At 64.1% G+C, this 19,312-nt stretch carries 18 protein-coding genes; 4 read left to right on the forward strand and 14 right to left on the reverse strand.

From position 1 onward, the window contains the following. Positions 1-56 precede the first annotated feature (56 nt). Positions 57-1,466, forward strand: a complete 1,410-nt coding sequence (locus tag U5A56_RS23460) for a S8 family peptidase (protein ID WP_257774494.1) — start codon at positions 57-59, stop codon at positions 1,464-1,466. Between the two features lie 46 nt (positions 1,467-1,512). Next, on the forward strand, positions 1,513-2,676 hold the full coding sequence (locus U5A56_RS23465; protein ID WP_257774493.1) for a hypothetical protein: 1,164 nt from the start codon (positions 1,513-1,515) through the stop codon (positions 2,674-2,676). A gap of 142 nt (positions 2,677-2,818) precedes the next feature. Here the strand turns inward: U5A56_RS23465 and U5A56_RS23470 are convergent, their stop codons facing one another. The 3 genes from U5A56_RS23470 to U5A56_RS23480 all read right to left on the reverse strand — a co-directional run bounded on the left by U5A56_RS23470 (position 2,819) and on the right by U5A56_RS23480 (position 7,344). Then, complete coding sequence (locus U5A56_RS23470) at positions 2,819-4,180, reverse strand: RNA polymerase sigma factor (RefSeq protein WP_257774492.1); 1,362 nt, start codon at positions 4,178-4,180, stop codon at positions 2,819-2,821. Between the two features lie 865 nt (positions 4,181-5,045). Continuing rightward, on the reverse strand, positions 5,046-6,683 hold the full coding sequence (locus U5A56_RS23475; protein ID WP_257774491.1) for a hypothetical protein: 1,638 nt from the start codon (positions 6,681-6,683) through the stop codon (positions 5,046-5,048). 151 nt (positions 6,684-6,834) lie between these two features. Continuing rightward, positions 6,835-7,344: a lytic transglycosylase domain-containing protein gene (locus U5A56_RS23480; protein WP_257774580.1), complete on the reverse strand. Its 510-nt coding sequence runs from the start codon at positions 7,342-7,344 to the stop codon at positions 6,835-6,837. Between the two features lie 287 nt (positions 7,345-7,631). Between U5A56_RS23480 and U5A56_RS23485 the strand changes: the two genes are divergently transcribed. Together U5A56_RS23485 and U5A56_RS23490 are read left to right on the forward strand one after the other, a co-directional pair. Then, positions 7,632-9,593 carry a type III effector protein gene (locus tag U5A56_RS23485; protein WP_321924793.1) on the forward strand — a complete coding sequence of 654 codons (1,962 nt, stop codon included), beginning with the start codon at positions 7,632-7,634 and terminating at the stop codon, positions 9,591-9,593. A gap of 490 nt (positions 9,594-10,083) precedes the next feature. Then, positions 10,084-10,911 carry a response regulator transcription factor gene (locus U5A56_RS23490; RefSeq protein ID WP_257774489.1) on the forward strand — a complete coding sequence of 276 codons (828 nt, stop codon included), beginning with the start codon at positions 10,084-10,086 and terminating at the stop codon, positions 10,909-10,911. 157 nt (positions 10,912-11,068) lie between these two features. On the opposite strand, the gene U5A56_RS23495 is transcribed toward U5A56_RS23490, so the two are convergent. The 11 genes from U5A56_RS23495 to U5A56_RS23545 all read right to left on the reverse strand — a co-directional run bounded on the left by U5A56_RS23495 (position 11,069) and on the right by U5A56_RS23545 (position 19,304). Beyond that, positions 11,069-11,299, reverse strand: coding sequence for a hypothetical protein (locus U5A56_RS23495; RefSeq protein WP_257774488.1), 231 nt, complete (start codon positions 11,297-11,299; stop codon positions 11,069-11,071). Between the two features lie 21 nt (positions 11,300-11,320). Then, positions 11,321-11,776: a CesT family type III secretion system chaperone gene (locus tag U5A56_RS23500; RefSeq protein ID WP_257774487.1), complete on the reverse strand. Its 456-nt coding sequence runs from the start codon at positions 11,774-11,776 to the stop codon at positions 11,321-11,323. 140 nt (positions 11,777-11,916) lie between these two features. Continuing rightward, on the reverse strand, positions 11,917-12,078 hold the full coding sequence (locus U5A56_RS23505) for a hypothetical protein (RefSeq protein ID WP_257774486.1): 162 nt from the start codon (positions 12,076-12,078) through the stop codon (positions 11,917-11,919). Positions 12,079-12,226: 148 nt separating this feature from the next. Next, positions 12,227-12,460 carry a hypothetical protein gene (locus tag U5A56_RS23510; protein ID WP_257774485.1) on the reverse strand — a complete coding sequence of 78 codons (234 nt, stop codon included), beginning with the start codon at positions 12,458-12,460 and terminating at the stop codon, positions 12,227-12,229. Between the two features lie 11 nt (positions 12,461-12,471). Next, positions 12,472-13,476 carry an HrpD5 family protein gene (gene hrpD5 / locus U5A56_RS23515; protein WP_257774484.1) on the reverse strand — a complete coding sequence of 335 codons (1,005 nt, stop codon included), beginning with the start codon at positions 13,474-13,476 and terminating at the stop codon, positions 12,472-12,474. A gap of 45 nt (positions 13,477-13,521) precedes the next feature. Further along, complete coding sequence (locus tag U5A56_RS23520) at positions 13,522-14,499, reverse strand: hypothetical protein (RefSeq protein ID WP_257774483.1); 978 nt, start codon at positions 14,497-14,499, stop codon at positions 13,522-13,524. After that, a complete protein-coding gene (sctS, locus tag U5A56_RS23525) occupies positions 14,496-14,756 on the reverse strand; it encodes a type III secretion system export apparatus subunit SctS (protein WP_257774482.1) in 261 nt (86 codons plus the stop codon). The genes U5A56_RS23520 and sctS overlap by 4 nt, the downstream gene beginning before the upstream one ends. A gap of 4 nt (positions 14,757-14,760) precedes the next feature. Continuing rightward, a complete protein-coding gene (gene sctR, locus U5A56_RS23530; protein WP_257774579.1) occupies positions 14,761-15,408 on the reverse strand; it encodes a type III secretion system export apparatus subunit SctR in 648 nt (215 codons plus the stop codon). Further along, positions 15,392-16,453 carry a type III secretion system cytoplasmic ring protein SctQ gene (gene sctQ / locus U5A56_RS23535; protein WP_321924798.1) on the reverse strand — a complete coding sequence of 354 codons (1,062 nt, stop codon included), beginning with the start codon at positions 16,451-16,453 and terminating at the stop codon, positions 15,392-15,394. The genes sctR and sctQ overlap by 17 nt, the downstream gene beginning before the upstream one ends. An 82-nt stretch (positions 16,454-16,535) precedes the next feature. Further along, the gene (sctP, locus tag U5A56_RS23540; RefSeq protein ID WP_257774480.1) at positions 16,536-17,342 is read right to left on the reverse strand and encodes a type III secretion system protein SctP; all 807 of its coding nucleotides are present in this window, start codon (positions 17,340-17,342) and stop codon (positions 16,536-16,538) included. A gap of 36 nt (positions 17,343-17,378) precedes the next feature. Further along, a complete protein-coding gene (locus U5A56_RS23545; RefSeq protein WP_257774479.1) occupies positions 17,379-19,304 on the reverse strand; it encodes an FHIPEP family type III secretion protein in 1,926 nt (641 codons plus the stop codon). Positions 19,305-19,312: the final 8 nt, after the last annotated feature.

The raw sequence follows: 19,312 nt of genomic DNA on the forward strand, positions 1-19,312 counted from the left end.
AACTTTTCTTGCGCAGACGCGCACCTACGGCTGTCCCAATGTTGAGTCAGATTGTCATGAAGCCCATGCAGCGCCGGCATTTCAATGAGCTCGCCAGCTCCGCTCCGGTGCGGCATTGCAGCGACCGCAGCAAGGCACGCGTGGTCGGAGCGGGCCGACTTGTGCGCTGGCTCGCGCATCGGCTGCTGTTGGGCGCGGCCCTGGTCATGTCCGGATGCGCGCTCGTTCCCGCCACGCCGGACCCGGTTGCCGCCACCCAGCAAATGAAAGCGAACCCCGAGCGGATGATCGTGTTGGCGGTCAGGAATCCGCCGGAAACGCTTATGCTGCGCGCGGGCACGACGGCGGGCGGCTACGGCGCGCCGGGCGGTTATTCGGCGGGCGGCAGTGCCCGGGCTCAGGTTGCCGCGCTCGCGAAGCAATATGGACTGAGAGAGGTGTCGGCATGGCCGATCCCGTCGCTGAAAGTGCATTGCGCGATGCTCGAAATCGCCGACGGCGCGCGCCGCAGCGAGGTGCTCGCGCGGCTCGCCGTCGATCCGCGCGTGCGGCTCGCGCAGCCGTTGCAGACTTTCGATTTGCTTGGCGACGCGCCGCACGGCAACGGTTACGCCGACCTGCAGCAAGGTTTTCGCGAAATCAGCGCGGACGCCGCGCAAAAAGTCTCGCGAGGCGATTCGGTGCGCGTGGCGGTGATCGACACGGGCGTTGATACGACCCATCCCGATCTGCACGGCCGCATTGTCGCGACGCGCAATTTCGTCGACCAGGACTGGACGCAATTCAATCGCGATCTGCACGGCACGGCGGTGGCCGGCGTCATTGCAGCCGATCGCGCGGCCACGGCGGACGACAAGCCAGGCGGCATCGAAGGCGTCGCGCCGCATGCGAAACTGATTGCGGTCAAGGCATGCTGGCAGCGGGACAATCACACCGGACATTCGGTGTGCAACTCGTTCACGTTGGCCGAGGCGGTGCAGGCGGCGCTCGAAGCGCATGCGCAGATCATCAACATGAGTCTGGGCGGCCCCGCCGATCCGTTGTTGAAAGAACTGATCGAGCTGTCAGTGAAAAAAGGTGTGATCGTGGTCGGAGCAGTACTGCCGGATGGCGATCTGAAGGCATTTCCGGTCGGCGTGCCGGGCGTGATTGCGGTCGATTCGGCGCGCGCGACGGGCAGCGCGCCATCCGTGGCGGGTTCTAACGTGCTTTATGCGCCGGGCCGCGACATTCTCACTCTCACACCGGGTGGCCACTACGATTTCGTTTCGGGCTCGTCGTACGCGACGGCGAATGTGACGGGCACGATCGCGTTGCTTCTCGGCTTGCAGCCGAACCTCGACGCGCATTCCATTCAGACGCTGCTCGACCAGACGAGCGGCCCGAGCCGGCAGCATGCGCGCGTTATCAATGCATGCCGTGCGATCACCGCGCTTCATCATCCGTGCGCCGACCGGGCGTTCTGACAGGCGAGTGCTGTTGCCGCTTTCGCTGCGGGACGATCGGGTTCGCATGTTCGGCCAGACCGCGCGCCGATGTCGGCGCATGCTGTCTCCAGTAAAGCCGAAAGCCTCGTGTTCGATTCCAGCGAACGACACTCGATGGCTCGTCGACGTTCCAATGGAGCCCTACGTCATGCGCACACAACGCACAGCCAGCACGCTCGCGACCGAACTTGCTGATCGTCACGCGCCCGGGCCGGCGAGCGGCAATGTCGGTCGGTCACGGACAAAATCGCGCTTTTCCGGGTCGGCAAACGGCATTCTGTCGCAGTTGAAGTCGATCGGCGGCTCGCGTCCCGCGACGCGCCGCAGCGCATTGGCGCCAGTTGCGAACCGTTTGCCCGCGCCAGCGAAAGTCGCGGCGACGGAAAATCCTGTCGCGGACGCGGTCCAGTGGATCAATCATCGGCGTCCGCCGCCGTCGGACACGAGTGACGGCGCTGCGAAACTGCAAACGAGCTCGACCGGGCACACTGCGGCTAATCCGGTGATCGACGCCGACGAGGATCTGTTCGAACTGCCGCTACCGGCCGCACGGCGCGCGGCGCAAAAGACGCTGCTTCAGTTGTTTGATGAAGAGCGCGCCTTTCAGCACGCTTCAGACTTACCCGCCGGGATGCAAGCTCAAGACATCGCGGCGGCTCGCGTGGATGACGACGATCTGTTCGAAGTGGATCTGCGTAGCGGGCGCATCGATGTCGGCGCCCGCGCAGCGGGGGCGCCGGGCCCAGCGGCTCGAGCCTTGTTGAAAAGTACCTTGCGCAAGCCGGACGCGGCCCGCCGCGACAATGGGCGCAGCGTGAGCTGGCACCCGGATGTCCGTGACACGAAATTCGCATCGGCACAGGAAAAGGGCGGCCCACGGCACCGCACGACAGACCCGGAGCTGCTCGAGATCCAGGCGAAGACTAGAGAAAACGAGGTGCTTCAGGAATTCGGCAGGTTGCCTGTCGACCGGGACGACGATGACGGCAAGCAGGTCAATCAACGCGCGACCGGTGCGCCGACGCCCGATCGGCCGACGGCACACCGCGAGCAGCCGGGCGAAAGCGCATCGTCCCCGTCTTCTGCCACGACGGCAGCAACAGCGGCGCCGGCTCACCGAGCCCGCCGCGGCGGTATCACGAGGATGCTCGGCCGTATAGTCCAGCTGCCGCGAAAACTGTGGCGTTGAGCGACGGGATCTGGCGGCAACATCGCGGGCAGGGGCGGCGCACTTCATGGGCTCCATGTCGGCCCCACGAGCGGCCGCGAACGCCACAGCTCAACTCAAGCCGGTGCGCCTGACGCGTACCTCAGAACGCTTGGAAGCACTTTCAAACACACTTCGCCTGTTCGAGCACGGCCAGCGTCTCACGCAGCTTGCCGCGCGCCCGGTGCATGCGCGCCTTGACCGTGGTCACCGGACACCCGGTGATCTCCCCGATTTCTCCGGCGGAGTGTCCGAGCACATATGCCAGCGTCATCACCAGACGCTGCTCGACGGGCAGCAGATCGAGCGCCTTCGACAACAGGTCGGACAGCTCATGATCATGCCAGTACTGGGCCATCATATCGATATGGTCGACATCGAGCGGCTCGAATTCCGCGCGGCGCAGATCGCGCAACGCGCGCAGCGCCGTGCGATACGCAATGCCGAGGATCCACGTCGAGACGCGGGCCTCGCCGCGGAAATCGCCGGCCCGCCTCCAGATCACCATGAAGGTGTCGTTGATGATTTCTTCGATCACCTCATTTTTCCACGTGAGCCGGGTCAGGAAGCGCGCGAGACGCCGATGGTAGAGCCGGTACAGGGCGGCGAGGGCGGAGGCGTCGCCCACCGCCACGCGATCGAGCAATGGCCGGTCGTGATCGACAGACGACGCGAAGTCCTCGCGCGTGCCAGGGTTGCCGGAGATGTGGCGCGTGACCTCGTCGATTTCATGACGTGCGGTCTCGTGGCCGCGCAGATCGCCGATGTCGTGCATCGCGCCGACAATGCCGGTGATGCGGCCGTATTGGTCGTAGACGACGCCTTTGTAAAAGCGGACCATGCGCACGACGTCGGCCCCGTTGCGCACGCCGGCCGTATAGGTCTGGACGCCGCCGTCGAACACCAGATCCAGGTCCGCCTTGTGATAGGTGAGTGCGAGGTCAGAAGGCGCCACGTCGTAGACGGTTTTGCCGAGAATGCTGGCCCGCTCGATGCCCAGAAAGTGCTCGAAGACCCGGTTGCAGCCGGTGTAGAGGCCGTTCGCGTCCTTGAAGAAAACGGGCGACACCATGCCGTCCGAGTGACTCTGCAATGCGGAGAACTCGGCCACGCCGCCGCGCGCGACCGACAGCAGCCTCGTCTGCGCGCGTGCACGCGCAATGACCGGCTCGGCGTCCAGCAGGTCTTCGTCGTGCACGGCGTCATTGGCGCCGCGTGCGATGAGCGAGACGACACGCTCGGCAGAGAACTCGCGCAACATGGGAATCAGATAATGTTCATCGCCGTTCTCGATCCTTAGTTTCTCGATCTCGGCGCACGCGTCGGTGCCCGCGCTATCGATGAACACGACTGCCGGCGACGTGTCCTCGATCCGATGCGGCTGTTGCAGCGCTTGCGCTCCATGGCGCTTGATGACTGCGGGCGCGGGACGGCCGGCTGAACTCGACCAGAAAATGCGCGTCTCGTCGACAGGATGTGCCACCATTCGCTTCCCTTACGGTCTCCACATTACTCGCACACCGAACTCAAGGCCGGCGGCACGTCAGGTCATACGGACAAGCGAGGCGCGGATCGGCTAAGCCATGCGGCTGGCGAAGGTTGCGTGAGCCGTGCCTCAAACCGTTGCCCGGCTACAAGCATACCTGCCTGGCAGCACGAAAATTATTGAATCGCGCGACCGTTGGGAGCGGCGGCAGCGTCTTGTCCCATTTATCGGAACTATGTGACTCAGCGATGAATGATTCGCCTAATTGGCGTCCGAATCGCGGGGAAGTATTCTGGGTAGACGGTTTTGAAGCTGGTGCGTTTGATTCAGGAGTCCAACTCAAATAATATCTGATGAAATGCATCATCAAGCTTAGCGAAGCAGAGAGAGGCATGCCTGGAAGCAAGTGTCCTTGAAGCAACGACATCTTCGCACGAGCTGCGGGACTCCTGCTGCTGGGCAGCGGATCGAGTGCACCCAAGGCCCGTTGCCGGGCGCGAATGTCAGCGCACAGTCGATCCACAACTGGTCTCGGCCGTTGGGGCTGGCTTGTGTGGTCTGCTGTCAGGCCAGGGCGGTGGTCGTCCTCGTGCGTTGTCCGAAACCATGCTCGCCACGGCGATGGAAGTCGCGGAGCAATGAGTCCATGATGCTTGGCCAGATCGCGAAGGGCCCTGAATCTCTACACGGCGAGCACCATGCCGGTGCAATTGGGCGTCGTACCAGCCGTTCCCCCGGGCGGGCGATATCGCCGCCTGCAGGCGCTTGAGCAATCCGTGCTCGCCGATCAATTCCGGGTGGCATGTCGAGCAACTGGACAGCGCAGGTGAGATCGCGCTGTCTGCACTACCACAGCAGGGGCTGCTCAAGCCGGCGCTCCAGATGAGCTGGGCTCTGCCGTGTCTGGCGCGCACGGCGGCAGCCCAAGCACTGTCACATAGGCGCGAATGCCCGCCTCACCGAGCACGAATCGCAGGGCGTGCCGGATTCGCAGCATTTCTAACGAGGTGGAGACCTGCGCGACCAGTTTCAGGCCCGTGGTCAAGGTGCCTTTCTCATGCGCGGGGCGGATCATCTGCTCTGATATCCCGTGCCGGCCGAGCAGTTGCAGGCCCGACATATGCAAACGGCCTCCGCACGCGGCATCCAGCGTGCGCTCGAAATCCTTGAGCGCGTTCGCGTCTCGGTGGTCTTCTCCCAGCATTTTCGCGGCGTCGGGCCACGCGCCCCACAGGGCTTTTGCGATGAGGCGGCCGTGGTTACCGTGCTGGCCTTGCGAACAGATTTCGTGAATGGCCTGTAGCACGTCTGCGGTATCGCCGCGCGTCGTGATGCGGCCGTCGTGCATCGCAATCAGTCCGTGCAGGGTTTGCCCCGTCCTGGCTGCGAGTTCAGTGCGCAGAAGTACCCAAGGATCCTGCGGCACCGCCTCGAGTTGCGACGCGACATGAGCCAAGAAGGAGCCGTCGTCCGAGCGCCGGATCAGGCTCAGCGCGGCGATCAGTCCCGAGCGATAAGCCATGCTTTCGATCAGTCCAACCGTGGCTTCGTAGCGCGTCGCGGGATTCGGCGACAGCTTGAGCAGTTGCAGCGTATCGGCGTCGAAGTTTTGCGTGTGCTGTCGAACGTGGACAGCCTCGTGAAACACGCCTTCTGCCAGCGTCAGGAAGCCGTGGCGGAAGGCGGGATCGAACACGTCAACGCGCGCGCTTCGGTCGTAGGTTTTCATCAGCGAGCCTTCGTCCGCGACCGATTGCTCGCCCGCGTACCGCACCTTGCTCCGGACGCCGAACGCATCGTTGACGTGCCGGCCCAATGCGTTGATCGCCTGCTCACGCTGCCGTGCGTTCCACTGCGATGGCGGCGTCGCTCGCAACTGGCTCAATTCGGGATCCGCTTCGATAGCCGACGCATAGCGCTCCGCGCTGCCGAAGATCGTGCTGGCGAACGCTGCGTCGAACACGCCTTTGGTCGTCGCTTCGCACACCCATGATCTGGAAGTGCCGAACGACTTGGCGATCTCGATCATCCGGGAGACGCCGCGCAGGCTGAGATGCTCGAAGCCTTCGTGGGACCGAATCCGTGCGCTCACGTCTTGCCAGGCGGGGGAGTGGCGCAGTGCCTTGAGCTCGCGCAGAACGGTCCGATGTGGAGCGGGCAGCGGACCAGGCGATTCGGCGCCTGCCAGCGCGCCGGCATAGGCCGCTGCGGCGTCGCCAGCCTTCAGTCCGTGCAGCAGCATGTTCCACGGATTGACGGGGGGCGGCGAGGGCGCGGCGGTCCCGATCAGCCTGAGCCGCGCGAGCGCGTGGCCACGCTGCGCGTGTCCGGCGACGGCAGACCTGACGGGCGCATGCGCAAGCGGTTCCAACGCCGCGTCGGATGACGAGGCACGCCGCGATGGCGACGCGGTCGAAGCGGTCGCTCGGCTCGGCGATTCGGGCGGGACGCTCGATACGGGCAGCGGACTGGACGACTGGTTCTGGATTCGGGAATTGAACATGAGCACACCGGTAATGTTGCGTAGTGTCGATATTGTGGGCAACGGGTGTACGGGATAGGGCGGTCGCGGCGAAACATTATGCGGGAGAGCGAACCCGTCAGCCGCCGGCCGTCTCAGTCAACGGGCGCCGCGTGGCCCCAGATCGAGCATTTCACGACGCATTCTTTTTTTTGACGATCCGTGTCGGATCCTGTGATGAAGTCGGCGCTGCATTCGGCAACGGGTTCGGCATATCGCGCCATTGCCTCACGATGGCCGCAATATGCCGCGCGTAAAAATCGCGCTCGGCCGGCGTCTCCGAATGATAAGCGCCGACCGCAGCCCATGTATTGCCGTACTTTTCCATCTTCCCGCGCAGATGCCATGCAGCGATATACACGTTCTTGCACGGGTGCATCAGCGCATCGCGATCGATGTGATAGCGCGCAAGCTCCCGCAGATGAATCGAGTTGATCTGCATGAGGCCGTAGTCGAGCGAGCCGTTTGCATTGAGGTGCGTCGCGTTGGGTCGGTTGTGCGACTCCTGCCACGCGATGGCCCGCAGAATCAGCGGATTGACGTGCTGGTAGGCTGCGGCGTCGTCGAAGCAATCTGCGTGCGCGGATTGCATCATGAGCGCGATGGTCACGCTGACGGCGATGGCGAGCCGTGAACAATGCATGTTGTGCTGCATGACGAACTCCTGCGAATCCTGCTGGACGGCGCGATTGTGATCGTCGCGCGTATGACCGTGCGCGTGACAGCCCGAAAAAATGAAGGCGCGAACGAAGCCTGTCGCACGACGGTACGCGGCGTCATGCATGGTTCGCGCCGGCGCTCAAGTTTTCGCTGGGCTTCGGTGGACGTGCTTGAGCGCAAATGTTCAATACGTGCTCGAGCGATGCGGGGCGCATCGTGCCGCGCGACTGCGACCGTTCGCTTAACCGTCTGTCGCGCAGAGGAGGCGCCATGAAAACCCGTTCAACGATCGACGCACGCTCGATTTCCGGTCCTGGCTCGACGCCAGAGACCGCGACACATCGCGACGACGCAGGCCGTCGCGCGCGCGTTCGTTCAACCAACTCCGCGTTGCTCACGTTCGGCGCGCGTTCTTCATCACCCTCGCCATCGCATGAACCGGCCGCGGCCGGCGACCGACGTGCGTCACGCGCATCGGTCGAGCGATTGCATCGCTGGAGCGCTGGCGACGAAATCGAGGAAGTGGCGCCGGGCACAACGCTCGGCGAGCTGATGCACCGCGAACGCCCCACGACCGAAACGACCGCGCACATGGCGCGCCTGCAACTGGATCGCGCGCCGCACGAACGTTCGTTGAGCAGCGGCGGCAGTATGATCGACATGCGCTCGCCATCGCGTGGATCGCCGTCGATGCGAACGCAAGGTGGCGTCGATGCGGATCTGTCCTCGCAGCCGCAAACGCGGGCGCCAGCATCGACGCGCGCGGCATCGCCCGGCGCCGCCGCCGACGAGACGCCGCGATCCGCGAGCGAATCCACTACCGCCCAGATGCGCGCAGCGAGGCCGAGATCCGTTCGCGCGTTGCCGTCGGGGCCGAAGATCGACGGCATGGACAACGTGCTGATGTCGACCTACAACCTCGGCGACGAGCAGCTCTCTTCCATCACCGAAGCACTCGGCCTCGGGCCCGCGCATCCGGATGAACACATGCGCAATCTGCAACGGGCCGCGCTTGCGCGCATCCTGCGCGGCGCGGTCTATCAGGGGCCACCCATGCCCGACGCCGCTTCAATCGGACAGCTGCAGTTCGGCCGCGGCTTGCCGCCCGGACGTCGGGAGCAACTCGTCGCCGCCGCCAATCGGGCCGGCTGCTTCATGACCGAGCGCCGGCAGCGAGGCAGGAACGGCGAGACGCAGAACCTGTTGCAGTTGCACTTCAAGCCGTCCGTGGACTATGGCGTCGAGCCCCTCGCGTCGCAGCCGGATTCGGCTAATTTCAAGGCCGTGGAAGCGCTGGCCGAACTGATGGTCGAACTCACGGCGCCCGGGCATCGTGAGGACGGACAGCGCTTTTCAATTGAATCCGTCGCGGCAAGGGTGACGGAGGGCGGCAGTTCGCAGGTATTCGCCGAGCACTTCGCAAAGCACACGCAGGTGAGTCCGCCGCGCATCGAACTGGTCCCCGCGCACCTCAATGAGACCAACATCCGCAACGCGTGGCTGTTCACGGCACTCACGGCCGAGCAGAAGGAGAAACTCGTGGATGCGGCGAACGTCACGCATCTCCAGTTTGAGGAACGACGATCCACTGCGGCGGACGGCACGCGCTGCGTGAAGCTGCGCGTGTTCTTCGGAGGCATGGAGAACTGGCGCGACGTGAGGCAGGCGCTTGTCACCGGGACAGGCGGCGTCGGCAAGGTGTTCGGCGCAGCGCGCGACGCGGCGGAAATCATCGCGCAAAAGATCGATCACGCCCAACGCGAAGGTTATCGGGTCGAGTTCGAACACATTGCGGGCGCGTCAATGGGGGGTGCGACTGCACAACTCTTCGCCGCGGCGCTACAAAGCCGCGTGAGGTTGCAGACGCAGCCGCCGCTCGTGTTGCTCGATCCGAAATTGCCCAACACCGTGCAGTTGCGGCATGCAGTCAAGGGCGGCACGCTCGAATACGATTACGAGAAGTTGCGAGGCGTCGCCGTCACGCTTGACTATCCGGCGAATCCGCGCAAGGGGCTGATGGGGCGCATGAAGGGGCTCGGTTTCAAGTCGCCGGGCCTCGTGCGACTCAAGCTCGCGTTGAGCGACTATGACGGGAAGAGGCGCTCGGCAGACGGCGACATCGAGACGTTGCCTCCGCAGCCGAGCGGCCCGCCCGGCATGGGCTATCATGCCGACCCGGATCTGTATCTCGCGGCGATCAACCGCTTCACCCGTCGCGTCGACATGCGTTAATGCGGTCGCGCCCACAACGCGTCATGCGCATACGTGGGCTCACGCGCCGGCATTCGTAAGCTGGCCGTCAGAAGTGCGACACGAATCGTTCACATGCGCGCGCAGGGCAGTTTGTCAGGGGCACGCTGCTACATCGCGAGGTTCATCGACGTTTGCCAGGCGATGGCATTCAATAGCTGAAAATTGAAAGAAGAAGCGCTGCTTCGCGCAACAGCGGTTGTGCACTGCGCAACAAAATAAATACGCGACGCGCATCCGTCGTGCCCTCCCGATGCACTAACGGACAGAGAGATCTCACTCGATAACGTCAACGACGATCGCGCAACGAAGCGCGCCTTTCGGTGCTCTGTTGCCGCGATCCACGACAGCACGACGGACAACATATCGCGAGTGAGAGGACAACAAGCTGTATCGGGGATAGCCGCCGGCATCGCAGGAGGGGGCCGGCCAGTAATGGGAAAGATTGTCACTTATCTGGATGCGAACCGCCGTGAATAATGACCTGCTCTTTGCAATCGCGACCGACGATCGGGTGCTTCGACGCAATCTTGAAGAATCATTCGCAGGAGATGGCATCGTTGTCGAGTCGTTCTCGTGTGAGCTCGACCTGTTGCGCGCGATGCGTGCGAATCGCTACGACCTGGTGCTGATCGATTCGAAGACCGAACCGACAGCAACGAGCGCCTTGCTGTCATGGCGCAGTTGCAATGCCGACATCTGCACGCCGCTCATCGTGCTGACGAACCAGTCGAGCTGGACGAGCCTGTTGCGCTGGATCGACACTGGCGCGACCGACGTCGCCAATCGCTACGACATGGAGCAGATCCGTTTTCGCGCGCACCTTGCGTTGCAACGGAGCATCTGCAACACCGTGACACGTGAGATCCAGATTGGCCGCTATCTGCTGCAAAAGGACACCGGCCGCGCGGCGATCGACGGTGTCGAAATTGCGCTGACCGCGCGCGAGTTTGCGATCGCCTGGCTATTCTTCTCGAACCCCGGAAAGTTCTACAGCCGCGCGCAGATCGCGGCGAGCATCTGGGGCGCCACCGAGCAGATTGCCGCGCGCACGCTCGAGCAGCACATCTACAAGCTGCGCAAGAAGCTGGACCTGTCGCGCACTTCGGAGCTGAGTCTGAAGACCGTGTATGCGCTCGGCTACAAGCTCGAGGTCGCTCAGGCGGCGCAAGCGGAATTCGATGCCAGCGCCGGGCCGAGCTTCGCCACGCTGCCGAACTCCCCCGACCGGAGCGGCAGGCGTGAAGAGGACTATTCGCGCGGCGCCACGCGGATGACGCTCGCACCCACGATGGCGTAACGGAGCGGCCTGATAGAGCGGGGTAAGTCAGCGGCATGAAACAGCGCGTCAGACGGAGCATGACAACTGCGGCTCGCCGGGACAACGTTCGCCCGGCGAGCCACATGCATCGGCTGCGTGGCCGACTCATGCGGCCAGCCGATCGCGTTCGCGTCGCTTACGCGCTGTCCGGATCTTCCTCCCGTTCTTCGGCGCGACGTTCCTGCTGGTCCTGAAAGATTTGCATCATGACCTGGCTGCCGAACGCCTGGATCGCCGCATCCAGATCGGCCTGACTACCGCCCGGGTCCCCGTTCTTGTCCTTGCTCTTGTCCTTGCTGGTGGTTCCTGTCTCGTGAGTCGACGGATGATCCGTCGTATTGCCGTGACTGCCGACGCGTGATGTCATCTGATTCTCCAAATAAGGGGTTCAGGCGCGAATCCACACATAGTCGCCGCGCGCGAGGTTCTCGAAAAGATCGTCGCGTGCCACGAAGATGTTGTCGCGCCAGTAGCGGCCGTGCTCGACATAGTGCTCGATCAGCTCCAGCATCCATTGGCCCGTGATCTCGTCGCTCAATGCCACGCGCGCGATCAGCACGATGCCGCCGGTGTCGGTCTCCAGGCCGAGTTGCGCCTGGTCTTGTGCATAGACAGCGAGGTTCGCCTCGAGCAGCAGGCGAAACACGCGCAACGTGCGCCCCGCCGTGACGATGCCAAACTGGAACGTGACATACAGCGCGTCCTGGTCTTCCTCGAAGTGATCGATCGCAGCGTCGAAGCCGTCGATCTCCAGTACGCCGCGTTCGAGCGCGGTGTCCGGTGCCGGCATATCGCGGAGCGCGCAGATTTCACGAATCAGCTCATCACGTCGTTCGATGCTCATTGCTATGGCCGGATCGGTTCACGAGCGTCTGTCCGCCACACGGGGGGGCCCACGCAGGCGTTAAAAAAAGAAACCGGTTGGAAACCGCGAACGGCTTCCAACCGGCGCACCATGCGCGGCCGGATGGCGCGCCGGAGCGCTTAGCCGACGATATCCTTCGCGGCCTTCAGGCCCATCGTCGCCAGCTTCGCGGTCGTGTTGGCCTTGTTGATTTCGTTTTCTTCAGCCATCGCCTTATAGATCTCAGCGATCGAGCTGCCAGTTGCGCCTGCGTCGGTAGGCGGGGTGATTTTACCGGGCATGTTGAATCTCCTAAAAGATAGAACGTGGTGCTGCGTGGAAGTGTTCCGCGTCATGCGGGCCACTGGAAAGCGTGCGGCCCTTTTCGGGTTGCGCACGGTTCGCCTGCATCGCTGCACACCGGCTGCATGAGCAGCGATGCAGGTGGTACTACTCCGTTGCGATGCGGCAGAGTTCAGCCGCAGCGCGAAATCCGTCGGCAGCGACACGTCCTGCCTGTGCTTCGGCGCTTGCCGTGTCCGTCGATTGCGAGGCCACGGTGCCGGCCACTGTGTCCAGCGCCTCCGCTACCTCGCGCACTTCGCCGTGGCGATGGCGCTGCGTCGCTGCTTGCGGCAAGTCAGCCAGCACGTCGATCAGTTTGTCGGTCATCGCTTCGTACATGTTCGTCATCCTCAATGAATGGTAGTGTTGCCAGGAATGTCGGCGACGAAGTTTTTCGTGCCGTCGCTCGATTCCACGTATTTCACGCCATCTGCCGATAACGCCGAGTCCATGTCGCCTGCCACGCCCAGATCGTCGGTGCGCGTCACGTTCACGTCGATGCCCGCGACAAGCGGACCGATGTCGGCGCGAAAGCGCTCGACCACTTCGTGCACCGTGGCGGGCCGGCGCGCCGTGCCGCTGACCTCGAAGCGCCGCGCGCCGACGTAACGTACCTGCACGTTCGGCTCGTGCAGCGATTCCGCGAGTGCACCCGCAATCTCGTCACCGGGCTTCACGTTCCAGCTGAGGCGCTTGCCGGCCAGTGCCTGAAGGGCGGTGCGAGCGTCCGCCGTATTCGATGCGATGCCCGTCACGACGAAGCCGTCGGCCTGCGGCGCCACCGTAAGGTCCGGCTGATGCAATTGCGCGAGTGCCTGCTGAACATCGGCGAGCGTGGCTCTGGCTTGCGACCGGTCTGCTGCCTGTGAGGTCTTGCCGGCGGGTAGGACCAAGGCCGCCGCGCCCATCGAGCCGACCAGCAGGGCGGCGACGCTCGCATGGACCCACGGCGCGCGGTGCCGACGCTTCATCACGACCGGCGACGGCGGGGCGGCGGGAAACACGCCATCGCTCTGCTCGCCGTCGTACTTGCGGCCTTCGTGATGCGGGGCCAGCAGCCGTTCCATCAGTTGCAGGTCGGACGGCCAGGGCGCGTCGAGCGGACCCGCGCACAGCACCACCTCGCCGAAACGCTGCGCCACGAAGTTCTCCATCACGGTTGCGGACGAAAGATCTCCGGGTATGCCTATCATTATGTTATCCTTAGCATCTATTGACAGCTGCATGGTGCCTTCGCTCCAGTCATTGATCACGATATCAGCATCGGCCTGTGCTCCGATCGACATCGTTGTTGTACTCAACTCTATCTGAGCACCGGCATGGAAGCCGGTGAGTACGCGAATTTCTTTGGACATGAACGAAACCTCTTGTCTGTGAGAATGACGGGATAGCGCCCGCCGTCACCATCCGCGGCCGCGGCGGATCAGGGCTGAAAGCGCGGACATGCCCATCGCGCGGCCGGCACGCGTGCGGCTGCGACCGAGGTTGAGCAGCGCGATAGGCAACAGCAGATTCATCGACTCCTCCGCCGGCGAGAGCGGTCGCCGCGCCGCGCTGCGGGCATCCGTCGTCTGCGTATCGCGCCCGCTTTGCGTGGCCGCGGCGACGAGGCGTTCGCGCACCTGGGCGAGCGTCGCCCGCGACGTTCGTGAGTCGTCGGGCATCCGCATAAACTCGCGGACGATCGCGAGCACCTGATAGGTCGAACTGCCACGCATGGCTTCCTGACGTGCAGGATCCATCGCATTTGCATGCGCCGGAGCCCTATGCGTCGATGCGGTTCGCGGTGGGGGCACGTTCGTGGTCGCTGCCGGCCTGGCTGTCATCGCTCCGGCTGGCCCTGCCCGCGACGCACGTATGCCGAGCAGCGCCGCTTCGGCGCGTGCGCCAGACGCGAACGTCGAGTCGTCGCCGCTATCATTCGCGGTCGTGCGCCAGTGCTTCGACAGCACCGATTCATCGCGTGAATCGCGCATCACGAGATGCATCGGCAACTCGCGCGCGGGCAGGTTCAGATCGTCGTCGTGAGTCGAGCGCTTGCCTGCCGTCTCCGGGCTGGCGCAATGATCGTCGTGATCGAAGCCGTGCTGGCTGCCGCGCGAATCGCGCGCGTCGACTTTGAGCACACCTGTTTGATCCCTTCGAAGATGCTGATCGAGCATCATCAGCAGCTCTTCGCTTTCGGAGGCAGGATCGTTCGCGTCAGGGCTCTCGGCGCTGCGCCGCTTCTTCAGCGATTGCCGTTTTGCGCGTGAGAGCGCATGGCGGTGATGCGGTTGCGGCGTGGCCAGCACGGCCTGCTGTTGCGCCGCGTCCGCCTCGGCTTCGGTGAAGAGGTCGGGCGGCGTGTAGCCGATGCCGATACGTGGGATGCTCATGGAAACATCACCTGCATAACCGTTCGAGCGAAGTTCTGGATCGCGGCAGCGCCCCAGGGCGCGGCAATCACGATGACGACCGTGACGACGACGAGCTTCACGCTCTGCGAAATGCTGGAGTCCTGCAGCGACGTAACAGCCTGAAAAAAGGCAATCAACAGGCCGGTCACCGCGGCCACCACGACCGGCGGCAACGACACCATCAGGCACAGCGTGAGCGCCTGCGTGGTGAGATGGGTTATCGCGTCGTATTCCAAGGCGTCACCTGTAAGTAGAGATGAGTCCGTGGATCAGCGTCGACCAACCGTCCAATGAAACGAACAGCAGCAGCTTGAACGGAATCGCGACGTTGGTCGGATTGACCTGCGATAGTCCGAGCGCCATCAGCACGTTGGCGATCACGAGGTCCATCACGATGAAGGCGAGGTACAGCAGGAAGCCCATCTTGAACGCGGCAGTCAGCTCGCTCAGCGTGAAGGCGGGCGCAAGCACGATAAGGTCGTCGGGTTTGAGTTCGGCGGCACGCTCGGGCGGCCAAATCTCGCGGGCCGAGCGCAGAAAGAAGGCTTTTTCCCGCTCAGACGCATGACGCTTCAGGAACACACGAAACGGCTCGCGCGCGGCGTCGAGGAGCGGCATCACCTGCATGCCGGATCCGCCCTCGCCGGAAAGCTGGGCGCGGTGCATCGCTTCCATGCCAACGGGCGCCATGATGAAGCACGAAACCATGATCGCGACGCCGTTCAGGACGGAGGTGGGCGGCACCTGTTGCAGACCGAGCGCGTTGCGCAGCAGCCCGAGCACGACCACGATCTTCGTGTAGGACGTGACGACCATCGCGGCGAACGGCAGGACAGCGAGCGCGAGCGCGGCGACGAGCAGGGACGCGATTTCAGGTGTGCCGTTCATCGGAGTTCGCAATGTGCTGGATCTGGATGCCGAGGTTGTCCCCGACCGCGACGAGTTCGCCGAGCGCGAGCGTTTGCCCATGCGCGACGAGGCGGATTTCCGCGTCGGCAAGCGCAAGCGGCAAGGTCAGGATGTAACCCGGTTGCAATGCGGCGATCTGTGCGAACGTGAGATTGACGGTCACCACCTCGATATGAACCGGCAGCTCGACATCGCTCAGATCGACGGGATGGCCGGTGGCCGAGGCGTCGCCGGAAGACTCGGAAGAGGGTTCGGACAAACTGTCGAGGGAAAGGTCGTGGTCGTGGCTCATCATCTCTGGAATCGTGTCAAGAATGAGGTTGCGTCCGTCGATGCGCGCGTGCGCACACGCGGCGCGGCCAGTTGCCGCGCCCCATAGCAGGATCGCGTGCTCGAGTGGCGCACCATGCGCATAATCGCGCGCACGCGGCCAGCCGAGCAGCACGTCGCCGGTGCGCAGCGACGCCAGCAGCGCCGCGCCGCAGCGGCGGCTGCGCAGCCGGACGCGGGTCGGCACGGCGAGGCCGGCGAGCGCATCGGGCAGCGCGATGTCGGGTGTTCGCGTGGACGTGTTGGACGTCAGTCGGCGCTCCAGTGCAGCAGCGAGCGCGGCGGGTGCTTCGAGCAGTGTGACCGTGTGGGCGACGCCCGCATGCTCGTATCCGATAGGTAGTGCGCCGGCGCTGTGCGCGCTGCCGCGCGGTTCGGCGTCAAATGAAACGTCCTGCACGGACGGCAGTGCGACGCCGTGTCCGGCCAGCATGCCGAGCGGCCCAGCGAGCCACAGGTTGGCAAGCGCGGTGCGGCGCTCGGCATCCGGTTCGAGCCCGATCGCTTGCAGCGCCGCATGACGGCTCACGTCGACGCTCACGCATAGCTCGCCTTGTGCGCTGCCGATTCGCAGTCGCACGGCATGAGCGGCACCCGCAGCGCTGCGCGTCTGGGCGCCCACGGCAGGTGCGGCCGCTAATCGGAAGGCAAGGCCGGCAAGCCGGCTGCGCGCATCAAACAGCGTGCGCGACACGCCGGCGAGCGCCGGCGTGTAGTGGCGCAGCCTGTCCGCGACGCGGGTGCAGCCTTGGGGCAATGACATGATTCGGATTCCTTTAGAGTACAGTGACTTCCACCGCGATCCGGCTGTCGAGACGGGCCTGGAGCCGGGTTTTCAACTCGTTGCCGTTGTCACAGATTAGCTGCCGGGCGCGGGGGTCGCGGCTATCGAAACGAAGCGTTAGGGCCGAGCCCGAAAGGCTCAGATGCAGCTGCGTGCGCGGAAGAATGGAGGGATCCAGTTCGACAGCGATCTCCCACTGTCCCGTGCGCCTGACTGCGGGGCTCGTGCAAAATCCGGCTACCTGTTCCGCGAGATGCTGGGCGAGCAGATCGCCTTCGGCCGCCCGAGCGCAGCGGCGAACCATCTGGATGCCAAATAGTTCGTCGGGGATTGCGTCGTGCGAATCGGGTGGGTGTTCCCTCGTCATCCGGCGGCCGGATGCGTTTGCAGTGCCGCCTGAATCCGCCACCGACGCGCGGCGACCTTTGCGCAGCGCCATGAGTGCACCCGAAAGCGGATGCAACGGCGGCAGCGGGGGCATCACGGGGAGAGGCGAGGGTGGCGTATCCAGCGCCGCAGCACCATCCAGCGACGATGTGTCGGCGTGAGCGTCTTGATGGAAACCGTCGTCACGCGCGTTGTCATCCGGCGAACCATGACCCGACGTCTGGTCTTCTTCGCCGTTGCTGCTTCGTTGACGTGCGGCGTCGTAAAGTAAGCCGAAACGTTGAACGTCGGGATCGGTTTCGCTGGAGACAGACGACCTGACGCACCTGTCCGCCGTATGCGGTGCGGTGTCGGTGCGTGGTGGCACAGGCGGCGTGATGCGTATCTCGCGGGTGGATCGAATGCGTGTCATCGCGTGCTATTCCGTCAAATCTCCGGCAGGGCGCCGTCAGAACGCGACGCGGCCGACTGGCTGCAGATCGACGTCTTCGCCCAGTTCCTGGAACGAATACACCTCCAACCCCTTTAACCGTTGCTCGATCATGCGCCGGAAGTAGCGGCGGATGTCCATCGAGGTGACGACCGCGAGACCATCTGGTGGCTGCGGGCCCACCAGCTCTTCGACGGCTTCGAGCAACTGCTCGACCTGCTGCGGTTCCAGCGTCAGGAAGTTGCCTGCCGGCGTCTGCTTGATCGACTGGCGGATGGTCTGTTCAACCTCGACGTCGAGTACGATCGCGGCCAACCGCCTGGTGCCGCCCGTCGCCCGGTGCGCGATGTAGCGGCCGAGATCGCCTCGCACGTATTCGGTAAGCAGCAGCAGATCTTTCTCTTTCGCGCCCCAGTTCACGAGGCTCTCGAAGATTGCGCGCAGGTTGCGGATCGGCACGTGTTCCTCGAGCAGCCGCTTGAGCACTTCGGCGATACGCAGCACGGGCACGACCTTCTGTACTTCGGCGACGAGCCCGGGATACTCGACGCCGACGCGTTCCAGTATCCATTGCGTTTCCTGCAGGCCGAGAAAGAGATGTGCGTGCTGGCGGACGATGTCGCCGACCGCATCGGCAAGCGCCTGTTCACGGCCGGCTTTCGCGGCCGGTAGTTCGACCGGTGGTTGCGGCACGTCGTGCAACAGGATCTGATACGAAGGGTTCGGCACGGCGGCGCTGGTCCACACGGCGGTGCGCGGAAACGGCAACCCGAGATCGTTGACGAGCGCCCTGCGCGTCGTGTCGAATGCGCGATTCAAGGTGGCCGTGTCGAATTGCGCCGCGAGCTGCGGCGCGAGACATACCGAGAGCGGGGCGGCGAAGGCGGGCGGATGCGCGGCGATGGTCGGTGGGTGCCCTTTGTAGCCGTCGGTGCGCAGCGACGACAGTTCCGGGCCGGCATTCGGCTCCTTGCTTTTCGTCTGCTTACGCAGCACATGGCCGCCGCCGAACAGCGCAGCGGCCAGCAGCACGAAAAGCGCCGACGGAAAGCCCGGCACGAGTGCGAAGCCACCCAGCAGCACGGCGGCGCCATAGAGCGCGCGCGAACTGGTCGAGAGCTGACGCACGATCTCGGTGCCGAGCGAACTGGGTTTGCTGTGTTCGTCGGCGACGCGCGTGATGAGGATGCCCGCTGCGACCGAGATCAGCAGTGACGGAATCTGCGAGACCATCGCGTCGCCGATCGACAGTACAGAAAAGCGGTTCGCTGCTTCGCCTGCGGTCATCCCGTGATAGCTCACGCCGATCACGATGCCTGCGAGAATGTTCACGAGCGTGATCACCAGACCTGCGATGGCGTCGCCCTTGACGAACTTCATCGCGCCGTCCATGCCGCCATGCAGCTGGCTTTCGATTGCCAGCATGCCGCGGCGGCGCTGCGCGTCTTCGGCCGTGATGTTGCCGGCGCGTACGTCGGCGTCGATACTCATCTGCTTGCCGGGCATCGCGTCGAGTGTGAAGCGCGCGCCGACTTCGGCGACCCGTTCCGATCCTTTCGCGATCACGATGAACTGCACGGTCGCGATGATCAGGAACACCACGAGCCCGACCACGAGGTTGCCGCCTACCACCAGTTCGCCGAAGCTCTCGATGATGTGGCCCGCCTCCGCATGCAGCAGGATCGACTTGGTGGACGCAATGTTCAACGACAGACGGAACAGGGTCGTGAAAAGCAGCAGCGACGGAAATGAATACAGAGAGCTCGCGTTCGGTATGTACATCGTGACCATCAGCAGCAGTACGCTGATCGTGATGTTCAGGCCGAGCAGCGCATCGATCAGAAACGGCGGCAGCGGCAGGATCATCAGCGAGATTACCGCGACGATCAGCGATGCGATCGCGACTTCGCCGCCGAACTCGTTGAGGCGGACTGTCTTGAACATGAGCTTCT

The organism is Burkholderia sp. BCC1998 (assembly GCF_905339875.1).
Taxonomy (GTDB): domain Bacteria; phylum Pseudomonadota; class Gammaproteobacteria; order Burkholderiales; family Burkholderiaceae; genus Burkholderia.

Excerpts from the sequence above, each read along its gene's own strand:
- U5A56_RS23485 (WP_321924793.1), top strand. The coding sequence starts at position 7,632 with ATGAAAACCCGTTCAACGATCGACGCACGCTCGATTTCCGGTCCTGGC.
- U5A56_RS23470 (WP_257774492.1), bottom strand. The coding sequence starts at position 4,180 with ATGGTGGCACATCCTGTCGACGAGACGCGCATTTTCTGGTCGAGTTCA.
- U5A56_RS23460 (WP_257774494.1), top strand. The coding sequence starts at position 57 with ATGAAGCCCATGCAGCGCCGGCATTTCAATGAGCTCGCCAGCTCCGCT.
- U5A56_RS23510 (WP_257774485.1), bottom strand. The coding sequence starts at position 12,460 with ATGTACGAAGCGATGACCGACAAACTGATCGACGTGCTGGCTGACTTG.
- U5A56_RS23520 (WP_257774483.1), bottom strand. The coding sequence starts at position 14,499 with ATGAGCATCCCACGTATCGGCATCGGCTACACGCCGCCCGACCTCTTC.
- U5A56_RS23465 (WP_257774493.1), top strand. The coding sequence starts at position 1,513 with ATGTTCGGCCAGACCGCGCGCCGATGTCGGCGCATGCTGTCTCCAGTA.
- U5A56_RS23495 (WP_257774488.1), bottom strand. The coding sequence starts at position 11,299 with ATGACATCACGCGTCGGCAGTCACGGCAATACGACGGATCATCCGTCG.
- hrpD5 (WP_257774484.1), bottom strand. The coding sequence starts at position 13,476 with ATGTCCAAAGAAATTCGCGTACTCACCGGCTTCCATGCCGGTGCTCAG.
- U5A56_RS23505 (WP_257774486.1), bottom strand. The coding sequence starts at position 12,078 with ATGCCCGGTAAAATCACCCCGCCTACCGACGCAGGCGCAACTGGCAGC.
- U5A56_RS23545 (WP_257774479.1), bottom strand. The coding sequence starts at position 19,304 with ATGTTCAAGACAGTCCGCCTCAACGAGTTCGGCGGCGAAGTCGCGATC.
- sctR (WP_257774579.1), bottom strand. The coding sequence starts at position 15,408 with ATGAACGGCACACCTGAAATCGCGTCCCTGCTCGTCGCCGCGCTCGCG.
- U5A56_RS23480 (WP_257774580.1), bottom strand. The coding sequence starts at position 7,344 with ATGCATTGTTCACGGCTCGCCATCGCCGTCAGCGTGACCATCGCGCTC.
- U5A56_RS23475 (WP_257774491.1), bottom strand. The coding sequence starts at position 6,683 with ATGTTCAATTCCCGAATCCAGAACCAGTCGTCCAGTCCGCTGCCCGTA.
- sctP (WP_257774480.1), bottom strand. The coding sequence starts at position 17,342 with ATGACACGCATTCGATCCACCCGCGAGATACGCATCACGCCGCCTGTG.
- U5A56_RS23500 (WP_257774487.1), bottom strand. The coding sequence starts at position 11,776 with ATGAGCATCGAACGACGTGATGAGCTGATTCGTGAAATCTGCGCGCTC.